Below are 23,044 nucleotides of genomic sequence, written 5' to 3'. Positions count from 1 at the left end.
GGTCACTCCTTTCCTGACTGATGAATCGGAGAGTAACCAGGTGATTGGCGGCTCCCGTCCTTGGGCGGCACAAACAACGAGGAGCCCTCCTTGGCAGCCCCGTTGTCGGACGATGCTGATGGAGCCTTATCCTGTCTAAGGAATTGACGGCGCTTCTCGGCCCACGCCTTGCGGCACTCGGACAGAGCATCTTTCTGCTCGTAGGTGACGGAGCGACACTCCGCGAGCTTTGCCGTCAGCACGTCGGATGCCTGATCAGCCGATGCAGCGGACAGGGTTTGGCTTTCGTCGTCACGTAGCTGTATTGCGCAGGCTGCAACCACCAGAACGACGAGCACCATGGCTGTCGCAGTGGGGAGACGTTCAAGTTTTTTCATGTTCATCAGTGAAACATCTGCACGGTTGTGGTTTGATAGCCGGCGCCTTGCGTCAGGAAGCGACGCAGTTGCTCCCTGCCCTGGTCCTGGGCGGCCGCGCGCTGCGCGGACTCGAGGTTTTGTGCGCGCCCATGGGCTGCAACGACGGCCGTGAGATCGGCAAGTTGCTGTGACGCCAGCGCCAAGAGCTGATTGCCGGCCTGGCTCGCCTGCAACGCACCGGATGCCCCCTGGCTCGCGGTGACGAGGGCCGACATCTGCGTATGGTTAGTGTTGAGATTGCCGACGACCGTCGCCTGCGTCCGCATGGCGTCCTGCATGCCGGCCATCGCATTCTGCCAACGCGTTTGCGCGTTCGCGATCAACACTTGGTTCGAGAGACTGGACGACGCTGACGCATAGGTCGTCGAGAATGCACGATCGATCTGCTGGATGTCGTAGGCGATACGCTGGGCCTGGGCGAGTAGTTGCTGGGTACGCAGGATCGACTGTTCCAGTTGCAACAACGACGAGAACGGCAAGGTCGCTAAATTTCTCGCCTGGTTGATCAGCATCTGCGCTTGATTCTGCAGAGACACGATCTGGTTGTTGATCTGCTGCAGAGATCGAGCAGCGGTCAACACGTTTTGCGCATAGTTGTTAGGATCAAACACAACCAACTGCGCGGAGGTCCGGTGGGGACCGACGAAGACGGCAAGCGCGATAACGCCAGCGACAGCGAGACGACGAACGTGGTTCATTTTGACGCCTCCAATTCTGCGAGATGCGGGATGAGATCGGTCGCCCAGGCGACATCGCGCGCCTTCAGCCATCCGGGCACAAAGTTGTCGCGGCCGTTTTCGGCAAGGACTTGCTCGATCAGCGTCTGGTCGGTCTTGGAGGAAGCGGCGCTGAAGGCGAGCGCGACCTCGCCAAGGCCGAGTTCGAACAAGCGATTGCCGCGGCGCGACTGGCAGTAATAGTCACGCTTCGGCGTCGCGCGGGCGAGGATTTCGATCTGGCGGTCGTTCAATCCAAAGCGCCGGTAGATTGCCATGATCTGTGGCTCGATGGCGCGGTCGTTTGGCAACATAACGCGCGTTGGACAACTCTCGATGATCGCCGGCGCGATTGCCGAGCCGTCGATATCCGCGAGCGACTGGGTTGCGAAAATGACCGAGGCATTCTTCTTGCGCAGCGTCTTCAGCCACTCACGCAGTCGTCCTGCGAAGTCTTCATCATCTAGCGCGAGCCAACCCTCGTCGATGATGAGCAGGGTCGGCCGACCATCGAAGCGGCCCTCTATGCGGTGAAACAGATACGCAAGAACGGCTGGCGCGACCGCGGTTCCGATAAGTCCGTCGGTCTCGAAGACCTGGACCGATGACTCTCCGAGGCGCTCGCTTTCGGCATCCAGCAACCGGTCGTACGGACCCCCGAGGCAATAGGGTTGTAGGGCTCGCTTCAGCACGTTGGATTGAAGCAGCACGGAAAGGCCCGTGAGAGTGCGCTCCCCTACTGGAGCGGAGGCTAAGGAACTCAACGCCGACCAAATGTGCTCCTTGGCTTCCGGCGTGACCTCGATCCGCTCGCGGCTCAAAATTGAACTGATCCATTCGGCCGCCCATCCCCTTTCGGCAACATCATCGATCCTGGCGAGCGGCTGAAGGGAAACGAACTCGGAGGTCTCTCCGGCAAGCGCGCCACCGAGATCATGCCAATCGCCGCTCATGGCAATCGCGGCCGCCCGGATCGAACCACCGAAATCAAAGGCAAAGATCTGAGATTCGGGGTACCGGCGGAACTGAAGCGCCATCAGCGCCAGCAGCACCGATTTGCCGGCGCCGGTCGGTCCGACCACCAGCGTATGTCCGACATCACCGACGTGGAGCGAAAAGCGAAACGGTGTCGAACCCTCTGTTCTGGCCAAGAACAAAGGCGGCGCCTTGAAATGATGGTCCCTAGCCTCCCCGGCCCATACCGCCGACAGTGGGATCAAGTGCGCCAGGTTCAAAGTCGAGATCGGCGGCTGCCGCACATTGGCGTAAACATGTCCCGGCAGGCTGCCGAGCCAAGCCTCGATCGCGTTCACTGTCTCGATCATGCAGGTGAAATCCCGACCCTGGATCACCTTTTCGACGAGACGGAGTTTTTCATCAGCGGTAGCGGGGTCGCTGTCCCAGACCGTGACCGTCGCCGTCACAAAGGCTTCGCCGATCTGATCCGAGCCCAGCTCCTGAAGCGCCGCGTCGGCATCCATGGCCTTGTTATGGGCATCGGTATCAAGAAGGGCGGACGCCTCGTTGGTCATCACCTCCTTCAGGATCGCGGACACCGACTTGCGCTTGGCGAACCATTGCCGCCGGATCCTTGTCAGGAGTTTTGTGGCATCGGTCTTGTCCAGCATGATCGCGCGGGTCGACCAGCGATAGGAAAATGCGAGACGGTTTAGGTCGTCGAGAATCCCAGGTGTCGTCGCCGTCGGAAACCCCACCACCGTCAGTACTCGCAGGTGCGATGAACCAAGCATTGGCTCGAGCCCACCGGTCAGCGGTTGATCGGCGAGCAGCGCGTCAAGATACATCGGGATCTCGGGCACCCTGACCCGATGCCGCTTGGTCGAGACCGTCGAATGCAGGTAAGTCAGGGTTTCCTGGTCGTCCAGCCAGGCGCATTCCGGCATGAAGCCTTCGACGAGCTGCAGCACGCGGTTGGTCCGATCGACAAATCCACGGAGGACCTCGCGCGCATCCGCGTCAACGGTGCGGTTGCTGCCCTCATAAAGTAGTCGTTCCGCTTTCGCGGTACCTTCCGCCGGTGGGAGATAGAGAAACGTCAGGAAATAGCTCGACTCGTAGTGGGCGCCGGCTTCTTCGAACTGTGCCCTCCGCTCAGCATCGACCAGGGCGGACGCCGTGTCCGGAAATGTGTTGGGTGGATAGCTGCCTGCGGAATGGCGCTGCGCTTCGACAAAAATCGCCCAACCGGATTCGAGCCGACGCAAGGCGTTGTTCAGACGGCCGGCAATGGCGACGAGCTCAGCTGGCACGGCGCTATCGAGATCAGGCCCCCGGAATTTTGCGGTCCGTTGAAACGACCCGTCCTTGTTGAGGACAATGCCCTCATCGACGAGGGCAGCCCACGGCAAAAAGTCAGCGAGACGCGTATTCGACCGGCGATATTCGGCGAGGTTCATCATGAAAGAACTCACGAGTTGAGATGACCGGGGATGCGGAGATGTCGACGCACGACCTCAACGAAGTCAGGATCGCGCTTGGCGGCCCAGACGGCCGCCATGTGCCCAACAAACCAGAGAAGGAGGCCTGCGACCCAGAGGCGCAGACCGATGCCGAGCGCTGCGGCGAGCGTTCCGTTGAGAATCGCGATCGAGCGTGGCGCACCGCCCATCAGGATCGGTTCGGTCAGCGCGCGATGCACGGGCGTGACGAAGCCTGGGATTTCTGCATCCATCAGATCACCACTCCCCCGCCGAACGAGAAGAACGATAGAAAGAAGCTCGATGCTGCGAACGCGATCGATAGGCCGAACACGATCTGGATGAGTCTGCGGAATCCGCCCGAGGTATCGCCGAACGCCAGCGAAAGCCCTGTGACGATGATGATGATGACGGCGATGATCTTCGCGACCGGGCCTTCGACCGATTGCAGGATCTGATTGAGCGGCTGCTCCCACGGCATGTTAGAGCCAGCCGCGAAGGCTGGGCCGACGGTCAGTGAGGCCGTCGCGAACACGGTCGTCGAAATGACGAATCGTTCCAGCGAAGATGTAACACTCATGATTGGTCCCCCAATGCTGTAAGGCTGTAATCACCGGATGGTCCGAGCCCGGTGACGCTAGCGAGTTCGGCAACGCGGCGATCGGCACCGCGACCTGAAAGAACGGCAATAACGTTGATGGTCTCCGCGATCAGGGCGCGGGGGACCGTGACGACGGCTTCCTGGATCAACTGCTCCAGTCGGCGCAACGCTCCGAGCGCGGTACCGGCGTGGATGGTGCCGACGCCGCCGGGGTGACCCGTGCCCCAGGCCTTGAGCAAATCGAGAGCTTCTGCACCGCGGACCTCCCCGATCGGAATGCGATCGGGCCGCAGACGCAGCGACGAACGGACCAAATCTGATAGCGAGATCACGCCGTCCTTGGTACGTAACGCTACGAGATTCGGGGCCTTGCACTGAAGTTCTCGGGTATCTTCGATGAGAACAACCCGATCCGAGGTCTTGGCGACTTCGGCTAACAGCGCGTTGGTCAGCGTCGTCTTGCCGCTCGAAGTGCCGCCGGCGACAAGAATGTTCTTGTGCGCTTGGACCGCGCCTTTCAAAGCACTGGCGTGGCCCGAGGTCATGGTTCCCGCGGCGACATAGTCGTCCAGCGTAAACACGGCGACCGCCGGCTTTCTGATCGCAAAAGCCGGGGCCGCGACCACTGGCGGCAACAGGCCCTCGAAACGCTCGCCCGTCTCAGGCAACTCGGCTGAGACACGCGGGCTGCCTGCATGGACCTCTGCGCCTACGTGATGGGCGACTAATCGAACGATGCGTTCGCCGTCAGGAGCGGACAGGCGTTCGGTTGTCTCCGTCAAACCTCCCGACAGCCTATCAACCCACAACCGTCCATCGGGATTGAGCATCACCTCGATGATCGCCGGATCTTCTAGATAGCGAGCAATCGCAGGACCGAATGCAGTGCGCAGCATGCGCGCACCGCGGGAGAGTGCTTCCGACTGAAAGGGATGGATTGACACCGCTGCCCCCAACTTGCCGTGGTCGCTTAAGGCGGCCTCGGGTTGGGATGATTAGAAAAGGCAGAAACTAGCTAGGCGCAACAAGTGGCTGACGCCGTTCGTGCCATGGAGTACGATAAGAAAGATTGAGGTCGAGTGGAACGCTAACGCTGACGGCATTACAGCCGAGGGACGAAGCGCGTGTATTCAGCGACGTCTTGGGCAAGGATCAGGAGAGTCACTAAGTACTAGAAAGTAGGTTATGGTTGAAGCGACGGCCAAGCGGCTTGGCGCAGGGCGTCACCAACCACGGCGCTTCGTCAAAGGCCTTAATGCTTCAACAGCGAACGTCACATTGCCGCGAAGCGAGGTACCGCGTGGTAAACCAGGGTGTTCAATGGACAGCGATCCCTTAGAAATTCCGGTTCAACCGATCCCCTTCGAGCACGGCCTAATGCACTTCGCGCAGAGCCTGACCGATGGGCAGTCGAAGGTCGTTGCGATCGGCTCATCGACAACCGCGGGGGAAGGCAACATTGTTCCTTACCCGGGACGATTGCTGCAGTTTCTCCAAACCGACTATCCGGCGGCCATCATTTCCATGGTCAACAAAGGCATTGGCAGCCAGGAAGCGCCGGCCGAGCGCGATCGGTTTGCAACCGATGTCATACCGGCCAAGCCCAATCTCGTGATCTGGCAGGTGGGAACGAACGCTATCTGGCAGCGAAGGGACTCAAACCCTCCACCTCCATCTTTCGACGAGACCACAAGCGCCATTCGCGAGGGGCTGATCACGCTTCAAGCGAAAACCGAAGCGGACATCATCTTGATGGACCTACAGTATGTCCCGGCCGTCCTGACCCCGGCCAAAAAGGAAAGCGCACTGGCCATGGTGGATGCGATCAGCCGATTGGCTCGTGAGGCCGAGGTCAATGTGTTTCGCCGCTTTGCCTTCATGAAGAGCCTGATCGATGTCGAGGGTATTCCGCTCGATCGCATGGTCGATCCTTTCGACAACGATCGGCTTCACGGCAGCGATTGGGTTACCGGCCGCGTCGCTTGGGCGCTCCAGATTGCGATTGCCGACGGGGTCAAGAAGGCGCGGGCATCGATGACCGCGAAGCGATAGGACGTAGCAGACCGGCGCGGCCGGCATGCATGCATCGCCGGCCCTCATGACGCTGATGTTTACTTCAAAGCCGCATCCAACACATTGGCGAGCCGCGCCGCTGAGAGCGCCGCGTGGCTCTTGGCCAGAGTATGCGCGGCGGGGCGAAGCTTTGCCGCCGCCTATATCACAGCACCTGACCGATCAATTATGCGAATAGTGATGTCGACGCCCGCCAACTTACCGCCCAGCTGCCTCACCAGTCCATTACTTGAGAGGGCTCAAGCATAGATCCTTCAGCCGTCGCAGGCGCAAAGTTAACTTGGACATCGGGCGCCGCAATCGGGATAATACTTCTGAGCCAAGGCAGTGCGAACCAGATCAATGCAGCGGCTTGAATTGTGAGGTTTAAACCGAACGCGGCCTGGTAGGCCATCATAGGATAATGCCCATCTTGGGACGCCCACTGGTTGACGATTAGTCCGATCCCATACTGGACTGTGAACGCCCAGCCGAAATGGAGCAGGTTCAAGGCGCCATTGGCACGCGCGGCAATTTCGATGGGAAAGTAATCTGCTATGATCGCATAGCTCAGCACGGTAGCTCCCCCTACAACTGATATGACGCACCACGGCAGAATTGAGGGGAGTGGTACGCGCAGAATTAGAACAAGTTCGGCCAACATGAACAGCGCGCCAAACCCTGCCAATAAAACTTCGGTCGCTACGCCACGTTTGCGCAGACGATGCGCGAGTGTCCCTAGCAGCAATGCGCCCAGGCTGATTCCAATGGCCATCGTGAAGAGCTGACTGATTACACCTTGCCGATCGAAACCTTCGACGTCGGCGAGCCAGGATGCAGCCCACAATGAATGCATTGCCCAGGACGATCCGATGCATGTTGCGGACAGAGGCGCAATTCTCAGAAAGCGCGGATCCAAAAAGATGGAGCGCAACGTGAGCGGTTTGCCCGAAGCGACGGAGCGCTTGGAACTTCCGTCCGATTTGGGCACGGCAAAATAAATGAGCCCGGCGGTCGCCAGCGTCGCGATCGTCAAGACTTCGAACAGGCTCCGCCAGCCAATCCAATCTAGCAGCCAATCTGTCGGCGCCGTTGCCGTGACAGCCCCAAGCGAGCCGAGCATGATCATGCCACCATTGACGAATGCTACCTGGTCTCTTGGAAACCAGACAACAATCGCCTTGAGCCCGGCCATCAATGAAGCGGCAACACCTAGCCCAATCATGGCACGGCCGACGAGAAGCTCAGCAAAGCTGTTGGCATTGCCGAACAGTGTCGCACCGCCGACGGCAATGACCAGCAATACGCTCTGGACCCGCCGCGGACCGTAACGATCCAGGAGGACGCCGATCGGGATCTGGGCAGCGGCAAAGACCAGGAAATAGACCGACGCGAGTAACCCCGTCTCGGCTGCTCCGATTCCAAAATCGGACACTAGTATCGGCGAAATCGACGCGTTGATCGTTCGAAAGAGGAAAGAGAGATAGTAGCCCGCAGCAAAGGGCAGGAAAACGGAGAGGATGAGTCGCCACTTTGACAGCGACTTCACGGGCGACTCCCCTAGCTTTCCTCTTGATGATTCTGGACCGGAATTCTCTTCAGCGGGCGGGTTTGGCCCTCCATCAGAGACGGATCTGATACGGCCGGCAGGAGTCTTCAGATGTCGGGCAAAGCTTGGATCGCCGATATCTGTCTTGGCTGATGCGGGCGGTGCCTGCTCGAAACCAACGCCCTCAGCGTCAGCATGCGAACCCTCAGGAGCTGGCTCCGAACTATGCTCCTCGCCTGTCGCAGGCTCGGACTCCTCTTGTTTTACGGAGTTTACACGGTCGATCGTCTCCTGCATGAGAGGCCGAGCTTGGCGAACACGTCGATCAACTTGCTCGGCCAGGACCTTAAAGCGCTCATCGCCGAGAAGAATCGCCTCGCGTTGCTGCGATTCCGGAAGCGGTGGGACAACGGTCAGATGATAACGCGCGTGCAGCGCGACGGCCTCAGCGATCATCCGCATATCGCGGTCGAGGTGGTCAAACTTGGCATGCAAACCGTCGAGATGCTCGCGCAGCAGAGCTTCGACCGATGGGGCGGGGTTCAGAAAATGCTCAAGAGCAGCCTCAACAAGCATGCTCTTGCCGACGCCCGGTCGGTCGGTTGCGACGTCAAGCCGACTGTAGACACCTTCACTCAGACGAACCGTCACTTTGCGACGCACAGCGGCTCTGCGGTTGCGTGACGGTCGAACGTCAACGCGATCGATTTGCGCATCCAGTTCGGCGAGCTGTTGCATATCTCTGATGTCCCCCAATGCCCCACGATTGAGTCCGCCGCTTCGCGACACAATTGATGAGGTGCCCCAATCTGATGAGAGTCACAGAAAGGACAGGGCGAGCTTGGCTTCAACAGAGCAGAACGCTCGACCATGCTCTGGCGTAGAAAAAGAAAGGAGATGCGGAATCGGGCTGACGTGCGAAATAGACATCAGCGAGGGGAACGTCTGTTTGGCGGACTGCCCGCAAAAAAACAAAGCCCGAAGAAAGATCGGTTCTTACAATGGGTGAGTATTCGCCTTCGCGAGTGGGCTTTATGGGGTGCCTTCCTCACAAGATGAAACGGCGCTATCCTCACCGAGAACCAGCCTAGCCTTTGACTTGCGCGGCGTTTGCGATTTCAGACGATTCGATACTGACTTCCTTAAGAACGGTCGATCCACTGGAGAGCCGCCGACCGAGCGCGTCGACAAAACGATCGTAGCGCTCGGCTCCCTTCGCTCGCGCGGCAGGACTCGATTGCTCGGGGAGTGCCGGCGTCGACGTCAGCCAGAAGCGGATGAACAGGGCTACGGTCTCAAGCGTAATTCCGTCGTTGCGCTCAAGCCGCTCGAGTATTCGCACGATGCGGTCGAGCCGCTTGGCGATCGCAGCCTCGCGGCGATCGGAATCGTCAGGAGAAAGAAACGACCCAATCGCGGCCTCGGCAACCAGCGACTTGGGCTTGCCCTGACGCTGAGCATAGGCCTCCAGGCCGGCGAATACCTCTGGATCGAGGTAGATGCTGAGCTGGACTTTTTTCATCTCGCCCGCTCATAGGCCCATCTTGTCGTCGGGGTCGAGGCTGACGGCGCGTGCGAGGCCCTGCATCGATCGGTTCAAGCTTGCCGCTTGCACGGCATAGGCATCGCCCCCGTCTGGCGGAGCGTCATATTCGTATTCGGCGAGCGGCGTCGTTAGGACGACTTCCTCTTGTTGCGGCAATTCCGGCTCGCGACGAATGCCGCCATTCTGATCGCGTCTCTTTTTTGTGAGCGCAGCAAGCAGTGTGACCGAAGGAGGGATGGGCGGATGCCTCGACCATTCGTCTGGTCGCATAACCAAGTCGATCGGTACAGCACGCGACGGGCTTAATATCCGGCGCTGGAACTGCGAGTCCTCGTAGTACCGGACTTTGCTGGCGCGTACCGGATGCACGCCGGAGACCATGACAATCGCGTCGCTAGGCGAGAGCTGCATGACTTCACCCGGTGTCAACAGTGGACGCGATGTTTCCTGGCGGCTCACCATGAGATGACCAAGCCATGGTGAGAGACGGTGTCCAGCATAGTTCTTCATGGCACGCATCTCAGTCGCAGTCCCAAGTGCATCCGACACCCTCTTGGCGGTGCGCTCGTCATTCGTCGAAAACGCAATCCGGATATGGCAATTGTCGAGGATGGCGTGATTTGGCCCGTAGGCTCGTTCGAGCTGATTCAGGCTTTGTGTGATTAGGAAGCTGCGGATGCCGTAGCCCGCCATAAATGCAAGCTGGCTCTCGAAGAAGTCGAGGCGTCCGAGGGCCGCGAACTCATCGAGCATCAGCAGGAGTTTCTGCCGCCGTCGATCGGTATCCAGGCTCTCGGTCAGCCGCCGTCCGATCTGATTGAGCACGAGGCGCATCAATGGCTTGGTGCGAGCGATGTCGGAGGGCGGTACTACCAGGTACAGAGATATTGGTTGGGCGCCATCAACCAGATCACGAATGCGCCAGTCGCTCCGTCCCGTCACCTTGGCAACCACGGGGTCTCGGTAGAGCCCCAGAAAACTCATTGTCGTCGACAATACGCCCGAGCGTTCATTCTCACTCTTGTTCAGCAGTTCGCGCGCTGCCGAGGCCACCACCGGATGAGGACGTTCGCCAAGGTGCGGGGTTGCCAACATCGCGTTCAACGTCGCTTCGATCGGCCGCGAGGGATCCGAGAGAAAGTTCGCGACACCGGCGAGCGTCTTGTCGGTTTCTGCATAAAGGACATGCAGGATTGCACCGACGAGCAAAGAATGGCTGGTTTTCTCCCAGTGATTCCGTCGCTCGAGCGCGCCTTCGGGATCAACCAGGATGTCGGCAATATTCTGCGCATCACGTACTTCGTTGTCTCCTTTGCGGATCTCGAGCAGCGGATTATAGGCAGCGCTCGCTGGATTGGTCGGATCAAATAGAAGTACCGATCCAAACCGAGCCCGCCAGCCCGAGGTCAATTGGAAGTTTTCACCTTTGATATCGTGGACGATCATGGAAGAGGGCCATGTCAGGAGGGTCGGGATGACGAGGCCGACACCCTTTCCCGACCTGGTCGGCGCAAAGCACAGGACGTGTTCGGGACCGTCGTGCCGGAGATAGCTGCCACCGAGGCGTCCGAGAACCACGCCGTCCGGCCCGAGAAGTCCTGCCCGCCGAACCTCTCGCACATCGGCCCATCGGGCCGAGCCGTACGTCGTAACATGATGAGCTTCTTTCGCCCGCCAGACCGACAGCATGATCGCAACGCCAATGGCCGCAATCCCGCCGCTTGCGGCGATGCAACCACCTTCGACGAAAATCCTCGGAGCGTAGGCGTCGAATTTGAACCACCAGTTGAAGAAGGCGAGCGGCTGATAGATCGGCCAGCGACCGATCATGAACCAGGGCGGTCCAAGTTGTGGCTGGAAAGCCAGGCACCAGGCAGTCCACTCGGTTGCCACCCAAAGGAAGGCGAGCACGACCACCGAAACCAAGAGAAGTTGGCCCCAGAGGATTTTGGTTGCAGACATGCCCAGAGGTGATGCGCATCCCAAGCCAACATTCAATCGCAATCCGCTCGCCGTCGTAGTAACGCGCACGACGGCGTAGAGATCGGCGGATCAGAGCGAGAGGTCGCGCTTGCGTCCAAAGCTCCATTCGACTCCACCAGGACCGGCAATGCCGTTCACCTGTTTGCCGAGTTCGCGTTCAAGAGACGGTATCCAAGGTACGAGCTGGAAGCCCAAGCCGTTGTCGATCATCGCAAAGCGGCCGGAAGCGAGCGACAGCCGCCGGCGGTAAATCCCCGTGACGTGCTCTCCTGCGTCAGCAGGCAAATGTCCCAATCCTGTTTCCGAGACGAGGCGCCGCCCGACCGCATCGACCTCCCGGTCGCGCAGCGTACCAATCAGGTTGCGTCCGATTGTGACCTTGTCTCCGTCACGTCGTGCCAGTCCCTGCTCTGCCAAGGCATCGATCCGACGATCGAGCGCCGCGCGGACCTCGGCGCCGAAACCGGCGCGGGAAAGCTCGGCAGGTTCCCGGGCGACCAGTCGCCGATCGAGCCAGGTCGCCCCTTCGGCTGTCACCTGCTGGTCAAGGCTGAGATCCGAGCGCACCGCGAGCGCGATCCGCTGCCGTCCCTTCGCATCCTCAAAACGACGTAATTCCACAATGCCACCGATCGGACCGTCGCCGGCCATATCGATGTCGGGAAGCTTGAGGTGGTGCACGCGCCCATCGACTCCGTCTACAATCGCGAACGCCGTTCCCCGCAATTCGTCATCCATGCCACGGCTAATGAGACGGCCAACGATCGGTTCGCCGTGGGACTCGCCTTCAAGCGCCCAGGATGATGGCGCGCGAGAGACTCCGTCTTTTGTAAGTGTCTTATGCAGTCGCTTGATGATGTCGCCGCGCTCTCCAAGCGAGCGTAAGCGCTGTTCCGCATCAGGGGCCAAAATCCAGCGCGCGGGACCGGCGGGCTCGGCGAGCCCCATCCGCTCAAGCGCCCGCATCCGTCCGATCCGGACCTCCCGCAAGGGATCGCCTCCGGCATCGCGTTCAGGACGGAGATCGACCAAACCCTCCGCCCTTCCCGCTTCCCGGGCAAGCGACCGATCGAGTCGTGTCCAGCGTTCTGCCGTGACCTCCGCTTCAAGCCCGCGTCGAACCTCCAGCTCGGATCGCGGACCGAGCTCGCGCGTGACGAGGTCGCCCGCTCGCGCGCGCAATCCCGAGCCGATATAGTCCCGGCTGATGACGAGGTCGGAACCATCGTCCGCTCGACCGCGCACAAGGATATGAATATGTGGATGCTCGGTGTTCCAGTGGTCGACGGCGACCCAGTCGAGCCGCGTACCAAGATCGCGCGAGGCCTGGTCCATCAGCTCCCGAGTAAAGCCGCGCAAACTCGATAGCACTCCGGCATCGTCTGGCGAGACGATGAACCGGAAATGATGCCGGTCCCCTTCGCAGCGCTCAGTAAAGGCTCGGCTGTCCGCGTCATCTCCGGCGGCATCGAACAATTTTCCTGGCGATCCGTCGCGGGTGACGCCATCGCGCTTGAGATACCCGATGTGGGCTCGTAGCGCCCCAGGCGAGCGCATCTGGCGGACGACGCGCGCCTTGACCATGGCGCCACGGGCGCGGGCTTGCGGCATTCGCGACGCGGCAAGGCTCGCGGCGCGTCCACGTCCGAACCTGCTGCCGCGGCTGCCAGAGCCGCGTGAAAGACCGCCGGCCTTCTGCGCGGCTTGGAGCGCCTGCGCCAGAAATGACTTTGTTTGCGGCCCGCGTGTCGAAAGGATTTTGCCTGGACGAACGCGAAAATCGTCGTTCCTGCTCATCGTTTGCTCCGCAGAGTGTAAAAAGCCGTGGGCCGATAATGCGTTGCCGAAAAACGCAAGTTGCGAGAGACCCTCGCAATGTTTCGGACAAGCCTGAATTTGGCGCTGTTCCTCACCCAACCGACCGTCCGCACCTTGCGGCTTTTATCCTGCCCTCCTCGGTCGCTCGTTCCCAGCGCCCATCCTCCAAGCCTCAACCTCCTAAGGATTCGCAGCCACTGGCGAGAGAATGCAAATGAAGTCATTGCGGTTGATCCTTATTTGATGGAAGGAGAGACAGCTCGGCTGCGACCGTTTCGGCGTGGAAAACCCGCCGTGAACTGAGCAATGAATTGCGATATTGCAGCATCATGGATACGCACCGATAGTCATTCGCGTGCGTCAACGCGACCGGTAAACGGCGGAGACTGCCGCCAACGGACTGCACGCCAACCGCCAAGTGCGACGCGATTACGGTTGTGAGCTCCGGCCGGGAGGGAATGATCGACGACCAATGATAGGAGCAACGATCGGATGATACGCAGCGAGTGGAGCGCATCATCATTCCTCGTCAGTCCAGATCGGAACCGCTTTGCCGATGACTGCGGATGCTGGTAGTGGTCCAAAGTATCGACCATCGAGCGAGTCGGTCGACTGCCAGTTCATGACGAAGACATCGCCATCGGCGATGACACGGCATCCGTGCCAGGCCGGAAGTGGACGGCCTCTTCGGTCGCGTTCTTGCGCCTGCCCCATATCGATGTCATCGACCATGATCGATAGGCCATTTCTGCAGACCGTTTGCCCAGGCAGCGCCAGCACGCGCTTGAGCATGGGGACGCCGATCGGCAGATAATCATTGAGATCAAGGAATGCGGCGAGAAGATCAGGCGGCTGTACGGCAACAAGTTCAGTCAGGGTCAAGTTTGTCGCGGGCAGAAGCCGATAAAGGCCGATCGGAACGCTATTTGATGCGTTCCATATGTAATGCGGCGTCCTTCCCTCAACTGTGGAGAGGAGAAGAACGGTTGCAGCAAATGTCGTGAAAATTGTCGCGCACCGGGTGGTCATGACGATACCCTCCGCCGATGGAGCCACGCTTGGTGACGGGATCGGGTATATGGTCGAGGTGTTTCGTTGACCGACACACGGTTATGAACGTGGTGCCAGTAGTCGGGTGCTGCGTCGGCAGGATCAATGTCGAGCGCCTCGACGGCATCGATCAATTGCAGAACCCGTTCGACCTTTGGCCAGCCTGACAATCGCAACAGGCTTTCACCGCCGGGCCTGATCCACGGCACTGTCGAATAGCTCTGCCCAGGTATCGCCGCGCGCAGGATATCGATGCGGGATAGAACCGTCCCAAAGTCGTTGGACGTCCAACGGACAAACGCGAAGATGCTCCCTGGAACGAAAGACAGGGTGCGTCGATTGCGGTCCAGGATGCTTTCCGACACGGCGCGACCAAACCGAATGCGGTTCTCAATGCGCTTTTCGAGCCACAAGAGTTCGACTGTCGTGAGGTCGTTCACGGTGATTTCTTTGGTCGGGTATTTTTCGGGGGTGTGAGCGTGTCTCTTCATGGATCAGCGCCGCTCTTTTCCTGCATACGGGATAGGAGCGTGCCGCTTTGCCGGCAGTACAGTGCCGTTGCCGGGATCACTGGTTGACGTTCTGGTGCCGATGTCCGCCCATGCGCTCAGATCGGCCACCGCGTACACGACGCGGCCGCCGATTTTCCGGTAAGCGGGACCGGTGCCATAGGTTCGGTGTTTTTCGAGAGTGCGGGGTGAAAGGCTGAGATACCGGGCTGCTTCGGCAGTCCGCAGGTATCGAGGCGAGATGGCGAGGCTAGCGTCGGGCATCTGACAAGCTCCGTTGCCGTGTGGAGCGCCAGCGAGGTCGCTGGCGCGGTGGCGGCGACAATGACGGACAAAGGCCTCGAAGGGGGATGCCGAACATAAGGGGGTGCAGTTTCGGCACCCCCAGGACAGCGACTATCGTTTCTTCCGGGATGGCGGGCGCAAAAGCGCGCGATAGCCGCCTCGCATCAGGGCTCGCCCGCTCTCGATCAGGCGAATAATCCGGCTACGCAGATCATGCGCTTTCCAGGAACGATCGGAGATGCTCTCCTTGCCAAATATTCCTACCGCAATCTCGCGATAACTGTTCCCCAGCAGCCATGCGTCGAGGGCTCGGATAGTCAAAATGAACCTCTGGCGTCGCTGGTTTGGAAGCACGATGGGTGGACTACCGAGACGGCGGCCTTCGCTTGCCAGCCAAAAGCGACGCGCTGCTTGCAAGCGAATGTCAAAACTGGCGTCGAGACATAGTTCGACGGCTAACGGTGAGCCGCTGGCTGGAATAGTAGGCAGCCAAACGCGATGGGTGGCGCCACCCAGCGGCACAATGGCATGCCATCCATCTGGGGCGCGGCGAAATTCCCCGCCGGGCGCCCTGGCCAGGTCGAAGTAATATGGCCCAGCCTCAGCGGGAGAGGATACTTCCCGGAGCGACAGAACGGTCGGCAGGGCCTCAGGAGCCCAGAAGATCGGTTGTTGATTGAATGGCGTTTGTGGATCAGCCGCGAAAAGAAAGCCCCCACTTCTGGCGAAAGGCCTCTGTCGCGACGCTCAATCGCTGCGACTGGTCAATGTTCTGATAGCCATTCTGGTATTCGGTGTCACGACGGAGCCACTCCCAAGCAATGTCCATCGATTCAGCATTCTTGAAGTTTGCGTAAGCTTCCTCGGATCTCCAATCCACACCTGACATGAATCTATTCCCATTACGCATGACCACAAAAGAGAGCGCAATTGCAGCAGGACGAATGTGTCTATTTCTGGTTGCGCCCAATGCGCTCACCGAATGGCTTCATTTCCGCGGCTGCGGGAATAAGCAAAACGTCATGTTCGTTTCACAATACGATCAAGTTTTGCTTCCTGGCCGTCCCTCGCGAAGCAAATGACGATAGCCATGCCGCGCCATCCACTTCGCGCGAGCAAGATGGCTCTCAAAAGCACGCTGAGCACGTTCCGGTTCGGTCGTCGGATCAATATGAAGAACGATGTGTGCTACCTCACGCCAGTCGGCGTTGTCAGCCTCGGCGTCGAGAAGGCGCGCATAGGTGACAGCGTGCTCCTGGTCGTAGGCCGTCAGGGCGGGTTCGTCCGGCGCCGTATCTGCAACTTTGACATTGAGCTGCGGCATTACAGAAACTCCTGCGCGCTTAGAACCTTCGACGTAGCGAAAATCCGGCTGCACGAAAGCTATTTTCTCTTGGACAGCCTGACTGGTCCACAGGTTTGTGCTCTGCAAAAATTAATACTTCGACACCGAAGTTCCGAACCACACGACTGTGAACTGCATCCTATGATGGAACGCTGTCGAAGCACCCGCGCGCCGGGCCGGCTACATGTCGCTGCCAGTCTAATCGAAGCTGAAGCTTCAACCGAATACATATTATAGAGGATAAACCTCATAGTATGTAAAGACGCAACTTGCGCGCATGGATATGCGCAAGCTGGTCGGCCGCAATTTTGCAAAATTTAGAAGAGCAAAAGGCTTTACTCAGGAAAGCTTTGCCGAAGCTTCTGGCTTCACCCAGCAGTATATCAGCGGTCTCGAAACAGGTCGGCGCAATCCGACCGTGGTGACGTTGTTTCAGCTTGCTAGCACGCTCGGTGTAAGCCACGTCGATCTCGTTATGCCCGACGACGCGGCACGCAGCGAGCGGGCGAAGAGTGGCAAGCGCAAATAGCTCGGCGCGAAGACAAGCTCGGAATTAGGATAGCGAAAAGCCCCGCCCGACCTCGTCGGGCGGGGCTTGGCGGCGCCGATCTTACTCGCCGTTCTTGCGCGGCCGCGACCACAGCAGGGTGTAGCCTTCGCCGCCCTCGTCGTCGAACAGGTTCGCGTAGATCGGCGCGTTGAAGGAGGGGTCGTCCAGCTTGAGCGAGAGGTAATCGCGGCCTTCCTCGGAGCGCTTCGACCAGGCTGCACCGATCTCGGCCCGGCCAACAAAGACGCGGTGGCTAGGAGCTTTGTCGTTGGAGGGATTTGTCTCAGCGACGATGCGGACACCTTTGGCCTGCAGGCTGAGGGCGATGATTTCGCCCTGGTAATCGTTGCCGACCTTCTTGAACGAACCGATGGTAGCCATGTCTCGTCTCCTGTTGTGTTTCGAGCCCGCGACCACCGCGGCCTCGATGGCGATCTGCAGGCCGAGGACGATCGGCGACGCACCCGAAGGGCCGCAGCGCAGCGAAGGATGCTGTTGAAGCGAGTTTCTTGGCTCGCGCGAGGAATTGGCGAAGCCAAGGGGAAGAAAGTCGCTTCAACAGCGTTGCGGCTCAGACGATCGAGGCGCAGCCGGTCTTCGGCCAGATCGAGCCATCACAGAGGCCCGGTGCGTCGCGTGCTGAAACGCAATCTCGGGAGAAAGGTGGCTAATCTCGGTTCTGCCGTACAAGAGGTTGGAACGTTTCGGCGAAGAGAAAGAAACGCGGTGCGGGAAAAGACGGCCTCGTCGCCAGAAATGCGCTCCGATAGCAATGTCTCCGCACGTATCTGCGGCCGGACTGATATCAGCGCATGCGGCCGTGGTAGTGCTTCGGGGAAGGTCGCGACTATCCTCACTCATGCCGGCGACAGTTCTCGCACAGGTCTAAGCAAACCTGTTCGATGACGAGCGTGAACAGATCATCCCTCGCGTGCGGCGGCCGTGAGAACTGGTTGAGAGCTGCCGACGATCGCCCTGCCCGACTCGACCGGTCGGGTCTCCCTGAAGACGGCCAAGCGTGTCCATGCCGCGCCGCCAATAAAAGCCGCGCCAATGCAAGCAATGACCTCTTGCCAAACAAGCGAAGGCACTCCGATTTGCGCCATCGCGAGAGTGACATGATAGCCAGCAAATGTGGCCGGCAAAGCGAACAGCGCCGCAATGATGGCACGCAGGATCGGAGATCGGGTCGTTGCGAATGCGATTTGCGCGATCGCCAACGCCATGCCACCGCCGACGATGGCAATGAGCGGCGCGCCGATCAGGCCTGCGCCGCTGTGGTAGGCCCAAATGCCGGCATTTATCGCCACGAAAAACGGCAAGGCGTAAACCGCCAGCGTGAAGATCAGCCAGCAGAACAGACCGATGCCAAGTGTGTTGAGGAGAAGGCCAAGCGCGAGCATGGTGGTGGCTCCATGTACAAAGGTGTAATGGTCGCGCCTTCCACCACCACCGCGGCGCAGGTTTGGATATGGAAGCGAAACGAGGCGGAGTTGCGGCGATACAACTCCGCCGGTGGTGTGGAAGCAAGACGGCGGCTATTTGCCGTCAAATTTCCAGACGGCGATGCCCAGCCGCTTCGCCTTGTCGGCGAGATTGTCCTGGATTCCCGTGCCCGGGAAATGCATGACGCCTATGGGCAGCAGTTCGATCATGGCGTCGTTGCGCTTGAAGGGTGCTGCCTTGGCGTGCTTCGTCCAGTCTGGCCTGAAGGCAACCTGTGGGACCTTGCGGGTGGTCGCCCATTTTGAAGCGATTAGCTCGGCGCCCTTTGGCGAGCCACCATGGATCAGGACCATGTCGGGATGCTTGGCATGAACCCTGTCGAGGCGATCCCAGATCAGATGATGGTCGTTGAAATCGAGACCGCCCGTGAGTGCGATCTTCGGCCCTGCTGGCAACATGACCTCGGTCTCGGCGCGACGCTTGGCGGCGATGAAGTCTCGGGAGTCGATCATTGCTGCGGTGAACGCGCGGTGATTGACCAGCGATCCTGATCGAGGGCGCCAGGATGAACCCGTGTGGAGCTCAAAGCGTTCGATGGCCTGATCCCGGAAGACCTCGAGGCAGTTGCGGCGTTCGATCAATGAGATGCCTTCTGCCGTTAGGCGCTCGAGCTCGACCGACTGCACTTCCGAGCCGTTCTGCTCGCGCTGGCTTTTCCGTTGGGCCTGCTCATTGTCATCGAGCTGACGGCTAATTCGGTCTATAGCGCGGTGGAAGAGATTGACTGTCGACCAGAGCAGGTCCGGAAGGTCCGGTTCGAGCCGTGTGTCGCTCAAGGTCGCAACCAGGGCGTCGAAGATGTCGGCGATCGCGCCAGCGATCATCTTACCTTCGGGGAGCGGTCTCGGATCGGGCTGGTCATCGAATGGACGGTAGCCAAAAAGCTGCAATTCGCTGAGGACGAGGTCGGTGGCAGATGACGCGTGCGGCAGTTCGATGTCGTCATGATCGGTCATTGGAGGTCCTTTGCCGGTTCGGCCGCGCCCATCGCGGCCTTCGTGGCGATCACTCAGACGGTGGGCGGGACGGGCCAGCACCCGGAGCGATAGCGGAGGGCCGAAGCGCCAGCGGAGGATGGCAGAGGTGGCGGCTATTTTGCTTCGCGATGCAAAGCGCGCATTTGACCCGTCGACAGCCGTCATCTCGTCGACGGCGCGCGGCGGAAAATAGCCGCCACCGCAGCCATTGCCGGCCCGCACCCGCCGGCCGTCCGATCGCCCTCTAGAAGGCCGTGGTCGCGCCTCTCCGGCATCGGGCCGCCGCGACCGGGCTGTCGACGTTGATGACGCCAACTGCGCCTATACGACAGTGGCCGGCAAGAGCAGAAAGCGGGAGACGTCCTCGGGTGCCAGCTGAATTCGTAATGCTGCCCGAAGGGCATCGAGGCCGAAGACGTGCAGATCTTCGTTGAAGTCACCCAGGCGTGGCGACAACGCGATCGCTTCGATGCCTGCGGCTGCTGCGCGTCGGGCCAGAACCGTCTGCGCCGCCTCTCCGGCGTCGTCGAGGTCGCGAGCGATATAGAGCCTGCGGAGGCCTGATGGCAGCAACATGGCTGCGAGATGATTGGCGGAAAGGGCAGCAGCCGTCGCCAAGGTCGGTAGCGCACAGCGGAGAGATAGCATCGTCTCAATACCTTCGCCGGCGGCAAGCACGTCGTCGACCTCTCCAAAGCGAACGGCGTTGCCCAGCAAAAAGCCCATCGCGCGACGTGGCGTGTCAATTGGCGCCTTGCCACTACCGGACGGATCAAGCCAGGTTCGATGAACGCCGGAGATAATGCCATCGAGGGTTGTGACCGCGGCGATGAGGGCCGGCCAGGTCTCTGTCGGCAAATGCTGGCCCGGTGTGTAGTAGCAGCGCGGATGGAAGCGAAGACTTGTGGTCTCGTGCAATGCCAAAATGCCGCGCGTTCGAAGATAGGCCTCAGCGATCGTGCCGTGAATGGGCTTCGACATCGCAAACAGGCGTCTCGCTGATTCCGGTGAGCCGCGAGGAGCGGGTGTGATCGGAGATGTCGTTTGCACCTCACGCTCGAGCCGCGGCAGACTGAGAAAGCGACGGGCCTCGGCAAGGACATCGCCGAATTCAAGAAGACCACAGCTTTCCCTGATGACGTCGAGCAGATCGCCGTGCTCACCGGTCGCCGCGTCGGTCCACTTGCCCGCGGCCCCCTTCCCCGCGCCAGGCCCGCGCAAGCGAATAAACGTTGATCGCCCGGGTGCATTCCGAACATCTCCGACGATCCAGTAGTGCCCGACACGCCGACCGTTGGAGAGATAATGGCGACAGACCAGTTCGGCCTGTTCGGCAAGCCGCCGGGCAAGATCGGATGCCTGGTTTGACATGGTCCTGTTCCCCGATAAGAAAAAAGGCCCGCCGGTGGCGGCGGGCCTTCGAGAGTGACGGTGGCTCCTTAGGTCACTCAGCCGCGACCAGCGGCTGTTCTGCCGGAACGAACACATCCTCGACCGCCAGCTCAGAATCGCCAATGGCCGTTTCGTATCCGGTCACCGCCGATTCCTCTCCGACCGAGCCGGCGGATGAGCACTCCCTGACTTCAGAGATCGGAGAAGGCGCTCCGGTCACCTGACCAGGCGTGCGCAACGGCTCCGGAAGCCAGCTAGAGCCGGCGAGCAGCGCTTCGGCCCGCTCCGCCATCTCGCTCTTCTTCAGGTGTTCGATGAGTTGGGCAGCGGTTTCGCCCTTGGCTTCGCGGACAGCTTCGACGATGCGTGTCTTCGTCACACGGCCGAAATAGTTATCGACGGTTGGCGACCAGCCCGCAGCCACGATGTCGAGGCTAACCGCTTCGGCGATGCGGTCGGCGTGAGCAAGCGCATGCGGTCGCCGATTCCAGGGTTCAAACACGGCGTTGACGCTGAGTGCGACGCAATGGGCGAACAGCGCATCACGGCTGTCAGGATCGAAGGCGATGAGCGCATCCCAGAGCTCGGCCGACTCGCGCGGCAACTGCTCCGACCACCGCTGGTGCCGTTCGTCAACTGCCTTGGCGATGGCAGTGTCGTTAAGACCGGGCGCCTGGCCACCGAAGACCACGCTTTTCACGTCGATCTCAAGACAGGACTCGGGCGTGTAACGGTAGAACAGCTTCAGGCAGAGCGCATGCAGCGCTGCCAGGAACGCCACATCAGGATGTTGGGCCAGCGCATCGCGCAAGGCGAGCGTGCGATACGCCGTGAGTTCGGTCATCAACCGATCAGGGATCGGCTTGATGCCCCCCTCTTCCTCAGGCTGCTCCTGAGCGACTGACATGCCCGCCCGCACCTCATCCGTGTCTGGCAGTGCTGAGCCAGCGGCAGCGCTGCTCGTTTCCGGGTCAGTTGCCGGCTCAGCTTGCGGAAGCGCTGGTTCATCTTCGGGACGGACGTACCCGCGTTCGACCCGCAGCTCTCCCGATCCGTCGATGCTGACGAAGACACCGGCACGCGCGATCTCCTCAGGGTCGTACCTGACCGGCCGATCATCGAGTGCGGCAAGAGCGGTCTCAATTTCGCCGAGCCGCAAGTCGACTTCCTCGGGGAGTTCATCGGCGTCCGCATGAGCTTGCTCAAGACGCTCGGATTCGGCCCGCAAGGCTTCGGCCGTGGCGACCTCCTCCTCGCTCATCGCGACTGGCTCGCCCGTGATCTGGCGCAGCCCGTAAGCGTGACCGTAAGGGAGGTCGATGGCGACTTCGATCCACTTCCAGTTTTCCCCGCGAACACTATCAGCCTCACGCTCCAGCTTCTCGGCAACGAGACGGTCGAGCAGCACGGGATTCTGCAACCAGCCGCCGTCATCCTGCTGGAACAGATCCCGCATGACGTCGCCGCCGGCGGTCTCATAGGCCTCGATCCCCACAAACTGGGCGCGCTTGTCCGAAGCTCGCACGGCGCCCTCGGTCAGAAGGCGTCGGACGTAGTATGGCTCTTTATTGTGGGAGCGTTGAAGCGCTTCCCATACCTGCTCCTGGCGCTCGTGATCCGGATTGACAGTGAATGCCATCAGCTGGTCGAGAGTCATGCCGTCCTCGGCATAGATGTCCAGCAGCTTTGACGAGACCGCGGCAAGCTTGAGCCGCTGCTTGACCACCTGGACGCTGACAAAGAAGACGGCCGCGATCTCCTCCTCGCCCGTGCCTTTCTCGCGCAAATCGCGGAAGGCACGGAACTGATCGAGCGGGTGCAGTGGCGCGCGCTGAACGTTTTCGGCGAGCGAATCCTCTTCAGCCAAACCTTCCGTCCGCACGACGCAAGGGATCAGTGCGGTACGCGCAAGCCGCTTCTGCTTGACCAGGAGCTCAAGCGCCCGATAACGCCGTCCGCCAGCAGGCACTTCGAACATGCCGGTTTCCGCGCCCTCGTCATCAAGAACCGCCCGCACGGTGAGACTCTGAAGGAGCGTGCGCCGCGCGATATCCTGCGCGAGTTCCTCGATCGAGACGCCCGCCTTGATGCGGCGGACATTGGACTGGCTCAGCACCAGTTTGTTGAACGGAATGTCCCGAGACTGACTGAGGGTAATCTTCTGAACAGATTTGGACATCAAACTTTCTCCGCGACGGGCGATCCAGAGCCTCTCTCTGGACCTCCTGACCCGTCACGAAGCCGAGCGCCGCCCTCTTCCTCTGGAGGGCGACGCCGAACGCAGAAACGAGAAGATTGGATTCCGGGC

Annotated in this window: 23 protein-coding genes; 2 read left to right on the top strand and 21 right to left on the bottom strand. The window is 60.3% G+C overall.

Features of this window, described 5'->3' with window-relative positions; genetic code table 11:
* Window positions 1-2: 2 nt before the first annotated feature.
* The 6 genes from trbK-alt to trbB are packed head-to-tail and all read right to left on the bottom strand — an operon-like array spanning window position 3 to window position 5,070.
* On the bottom strand, window positions 3-383 hold the full coding sequence (gene trbK-alt / locus BUA38_RS28650) for a putative entry exclusion protein TrbK-alt (protein ID WP_072823276.1): 381 nt from the start codon (window positions 381-383) through the stop codon (window positions 3-5).
* The gene (gene trbJ / locus BUA38_RS28645) at window positions 383-1,117 is read right to left on the bottom strand and encodes a P-type conjugative transfer protein TrbJ (RefSeq protein WP_072823274.1); all 735 of its coding nucleotides are present in this window, start codon (window positions 1,115-1,117) and stop codon (window positions 383-385) included. Before trbJ ends, trbK-alt begins: the two co-directional genes overlap by 1 nt.
* Window positions 1,114-3,555, bottom strand: coding sequence for a conjugal transfer protein TrbE (gene trbE / locus BUA38_RS28640; protein ID WP_072823272.1), 2,442 nt, complete (start codon window positions 3,553-3,555; stop codon window positions 1,114-1,116). Before trbE ends, trbJ begins: the two co-directional genes overlap by 4 nt.
* An 8-nt stretch (window positions 3,556-3,563) precedes the next feature.
* Window positions 3,564-3,827, bottom strand: a complete 264-nt coding sequence (locus BUA38_RS28635) for a VirB3 family type IV secretion system protein (RefSeq protein WP_072823271.1) — start codon at window positions 3,825-3,827, stop codon at window positions 3,564-3,566.
* Window positions 3,827-4,153 carry a TrbC/VirB2 family protein gene (locus BUA38_RS28630; protein ID WP_072823269.1) on the bottom strand — a complete coding sequence of 109 codons (327 nt, stop codon included), beginning with the start codon at window positions 4,151-4,153 and terminating at the stop codon, window positions 3,827-3,829. Before BUA38_RS28630 ends, BUA38_RS28635 begins: the two co-directional genes overlap by 1 nt.
* Complete coding sequence (gene trbB / locus BUA38_RS28625) at window positions 4,150-5,070, bottom strand: P-type conjugative transfer ATPase TrbB (RefSeq protein ID WP_172806172.1); 921 nt, start codon at window positions 5,068-5,070, stop codon at window positions 4,150-4,152. The genes BUA38_RS28630 and trbB overlap by 4 nt, the downstream gene beginning before the upstream one ends.
* 289 nt (window positions 5,071-5,359) lie before the next feature.
* On the opposite strand from trbB, the gene BUA38_RS28620 reads away from it, so the two are divergent.
* Window positions 5,360-6,226 carry an SGNH/GDSL hydrolase family protein gene (locus BUA38_RS28620; protein ID WP_244553087.1) on the top strand — a complete coding sequence of 289 codons (867 nt, stop codon included), beginning with the start codon at window positions 5,360-5,362 and terminating at the stop codon, window positions 6,224-6,226.
* 235 nt (window positions 6,227-6,461) lie between these two features.
* On the opposite strand, the gene BUA38_RS28615 is transcribed toward BUA38_RS28620, so the two are convergent.
* The 10 genes from BUA38_RS28615 to BUA38_RS28565 all read right to left on the bottom strand — a co-directional run bounded on the left by BUA38_RS28615 (window position 6,462) and on the right by BUA38_RS28565 (window position 16,290).
* Entirely contained in the window at window positions 6,462-8,513 is a 2,052-nt protein-coding gene (locus tag BUA38_RS28615; protein ID WP_244553086.1) for an MFS transporter, read from the bottom strand.
* Between the two features lie 349 nt (window positions 8,514-8,862).
* Complete coding sequence (locus BUA38_RS28605) at window positions 8,863-9,297, bottom strand: CopG family transcriptional regulator (protein ID WP_072823261.1); 435 nt, start codon at window positions 9,295-9,297, stop codon at window positions 8,863-8,865.
* Between the two features lie 9 nt (window positions 9,298-9,306).
* Entirely contained in the window at window positions 9,307-11,283 is a 1,977-nt protein-coding gene (locus BUA38_RS28600; protein ID WP_072823258.1) for a conjugal transfer protein TraG, read from the bottom strand.
* 90 nt (window positions 11,284-11,373) lie between these two features.
* Window positions 11,374-13,101 carry a relaxase/mobilization nuclease domain-containing protein gene (locus tag BUA38_RS28595; RefSeq protein WP_072823256.1) on the bottom strand — a complete coding sequence of 576 codons (1,728 nt, stop codon included), beginning with the start codon at window positions 13,099-13,101 and terminating at the stop codon, window positions 11,374-11,376.
* A gap of 540 nt (window positions 13,102-13,641) precedes the next feature.
* On the bottom strand, window positions 13,642-14,151 hold the full coding sequence (locus BUA38_RS28590; RefSeq protein ID WP_072823254.1) for a S26 family signal peptidase: 510 nt from the start codon (window positions 14,149-14,151) through the stop codon (window positions 13,642-13,644).
* Window positions 14,148-14,612 (bottom strand): DUF2840 domain-containing protein, encoded by a 465-nt coding sequence (locus BUA38_RS28585; protein ID WP_072823252.1) that lies wholly within the window; start codon window positions 14,610-14,612, stop codon window positions 14,148-14,150. Before BUA38_RS28585 ends, BUA38_RS28590 begins: the two co-directional genes overlap by 4 nt.
* Before the next feature lie 54 nt (window positions 14,613-14,666).
* Window positions 14,667-14,945 (bottom strand): helix-turn-helix transcriptional regulator, encoded by a 279-nt coding sequence (locus BUA38_RS28580; protein ID WP_072823250.1) that lies wholly within the window; start codon window positions 14,943-14,945, stop codon window positions 14,667-14,669.
* A 132-nt stretch (window positions 14,946-15,077) separates the two neighbouring features.
* A complete protein-coding gene (locus BUA38_RS28575) occupies window positions 15,078-15,488 on the bottom strand; it encodes a DUF2285 domain-containing protein (RefSeq protein ID WP_244553085.1) in 411 nt (136 codons plus the stop codon).
* Window positions 15,489-15,660: 172 nt separating this feature from the next.
* A complete protein-coding gene (locus BUA38_RS28570) occupies window positions 15,661-15,855 on the bottom strand; it encodes a transcriptional regulator domain-containing protein (protein ID WP_072826504.1) in 195 nt (64 codons plus the stop codon).
* A 153-nt stretch (window positions 15,856-16,008) separates the two neighbouring features.
* Entirely contained in the window at window positions 16,009-16,290 is a 282-nt protein-coding gene (locus BUA38_RS28565) for a DNA -binding domain-containing protein (protein WP_072823246.1), read from the bottom strand.
* 298 nt (window positions 16,291-16,588) lie between these two features.
* Here BUA38_RS28565 and BUA38_RS28560 point away from each other — a divergent pair, with 298 nt between their 5' ends.
* Window positions 16,589-16,840 (top strand): helix-turn-helix domain-containing protein, encoded by a 252-nt coding sequence (locus tag BUA38_RS28560; protein WP_072823244.1) that lies wholly within the window; start codon window positions 16,589-16,591, stop codon window positions 16,838-16,840.
* A gap of 81 nt (window positions 16,841-16,921) precedes the next feature.
* On the opposite strand, the gene BUA38_RS28555 is transcribed toward BUA38_RS28560, so the two are convergent.
* The 5 genes from BUA38_RS28555 to BUA38_RS28535 all read right to left on the bottom strand — a co-directional run bounded on the left by BUA38_RS28555 (window position 16,922) and on the right by BUA38_RS28535 (window position 22,915).
* Window positions 16,922-17,242 carry a DUF736 domain-containing protein gene (locus BUA38_RS28555; protein ID WP_072823242.1) on the bottom strand — a complete coding sequence of 107 codons (321 nt, stop codon included), beginning with the start codon at window positions 17,240-17,242 and terminating at the stop codon, window positions 16,922-16,924.
* Window positions 17,243-17,781: 539 nt separating this feature from the next.
* Window positions 17,782-18,264 (bottom strand): hypothetical protein, encoded by a 483-nt coding sequence (locus tag BUA38_RS28550; protein WP_072823240.1) that lies wholly within the window; start codon window positions 18,262-18,264, stop codon window positions 17,782-17,784.
* Between the two features lie 135 nt (window positions 18,265-18,399).
* Entirely contained in the window at window positions 18,400-19,323 is a 924-nt protein-coding gene (locus BUA38_RS28545; RefSeq protein WP_072826503.1) for a DUF2493 domain-containing protein, read from the bottom strand.
* Between the two features lie 342 nt (window positions 19,324-19,665).
* On the bottom strand, window positions 19,666-20,715 hold the full coding sequence (locus tag BUA38_RS28540; RefSeq protein ID WP_072823238.1) for a DUF7146 domain-containing protein: 1,050 nt from the start codon (window positions 20,713-20,715) through the stop codon (window positions 19,666-19,668).
* Between the two features lie 73 nt (window positions 20,716-20,788).
* A complete protein-coding gene (locus BUA38_RS28535) occupies window positions 20,789-22,915 on the bottom strand; it encodes a ParB/RepB/Spo0J family partition protein (protein ID WP_072823236.1) in 2,127 nt (708 codons plus the stop codon).
* Window positions 22,916-23,044: the final 129 nt, after the last annotated feature.

It is taken from the genome of Bradyrhizobium erythrophlei, from assembly GCF_900142985.1.
Lineage (GTDB): Bacteria > Pseudomonadota > Alphaproteobacteria > Rhizobiales > Xanthobacteraceae > Bradyrhizobium > Bradyrhizobium erythrophlei_B.
Note: the sequence above shows the minus strand (reverse complement) of the source record. Positions and strands in the feature narration are given on the sequence as shown.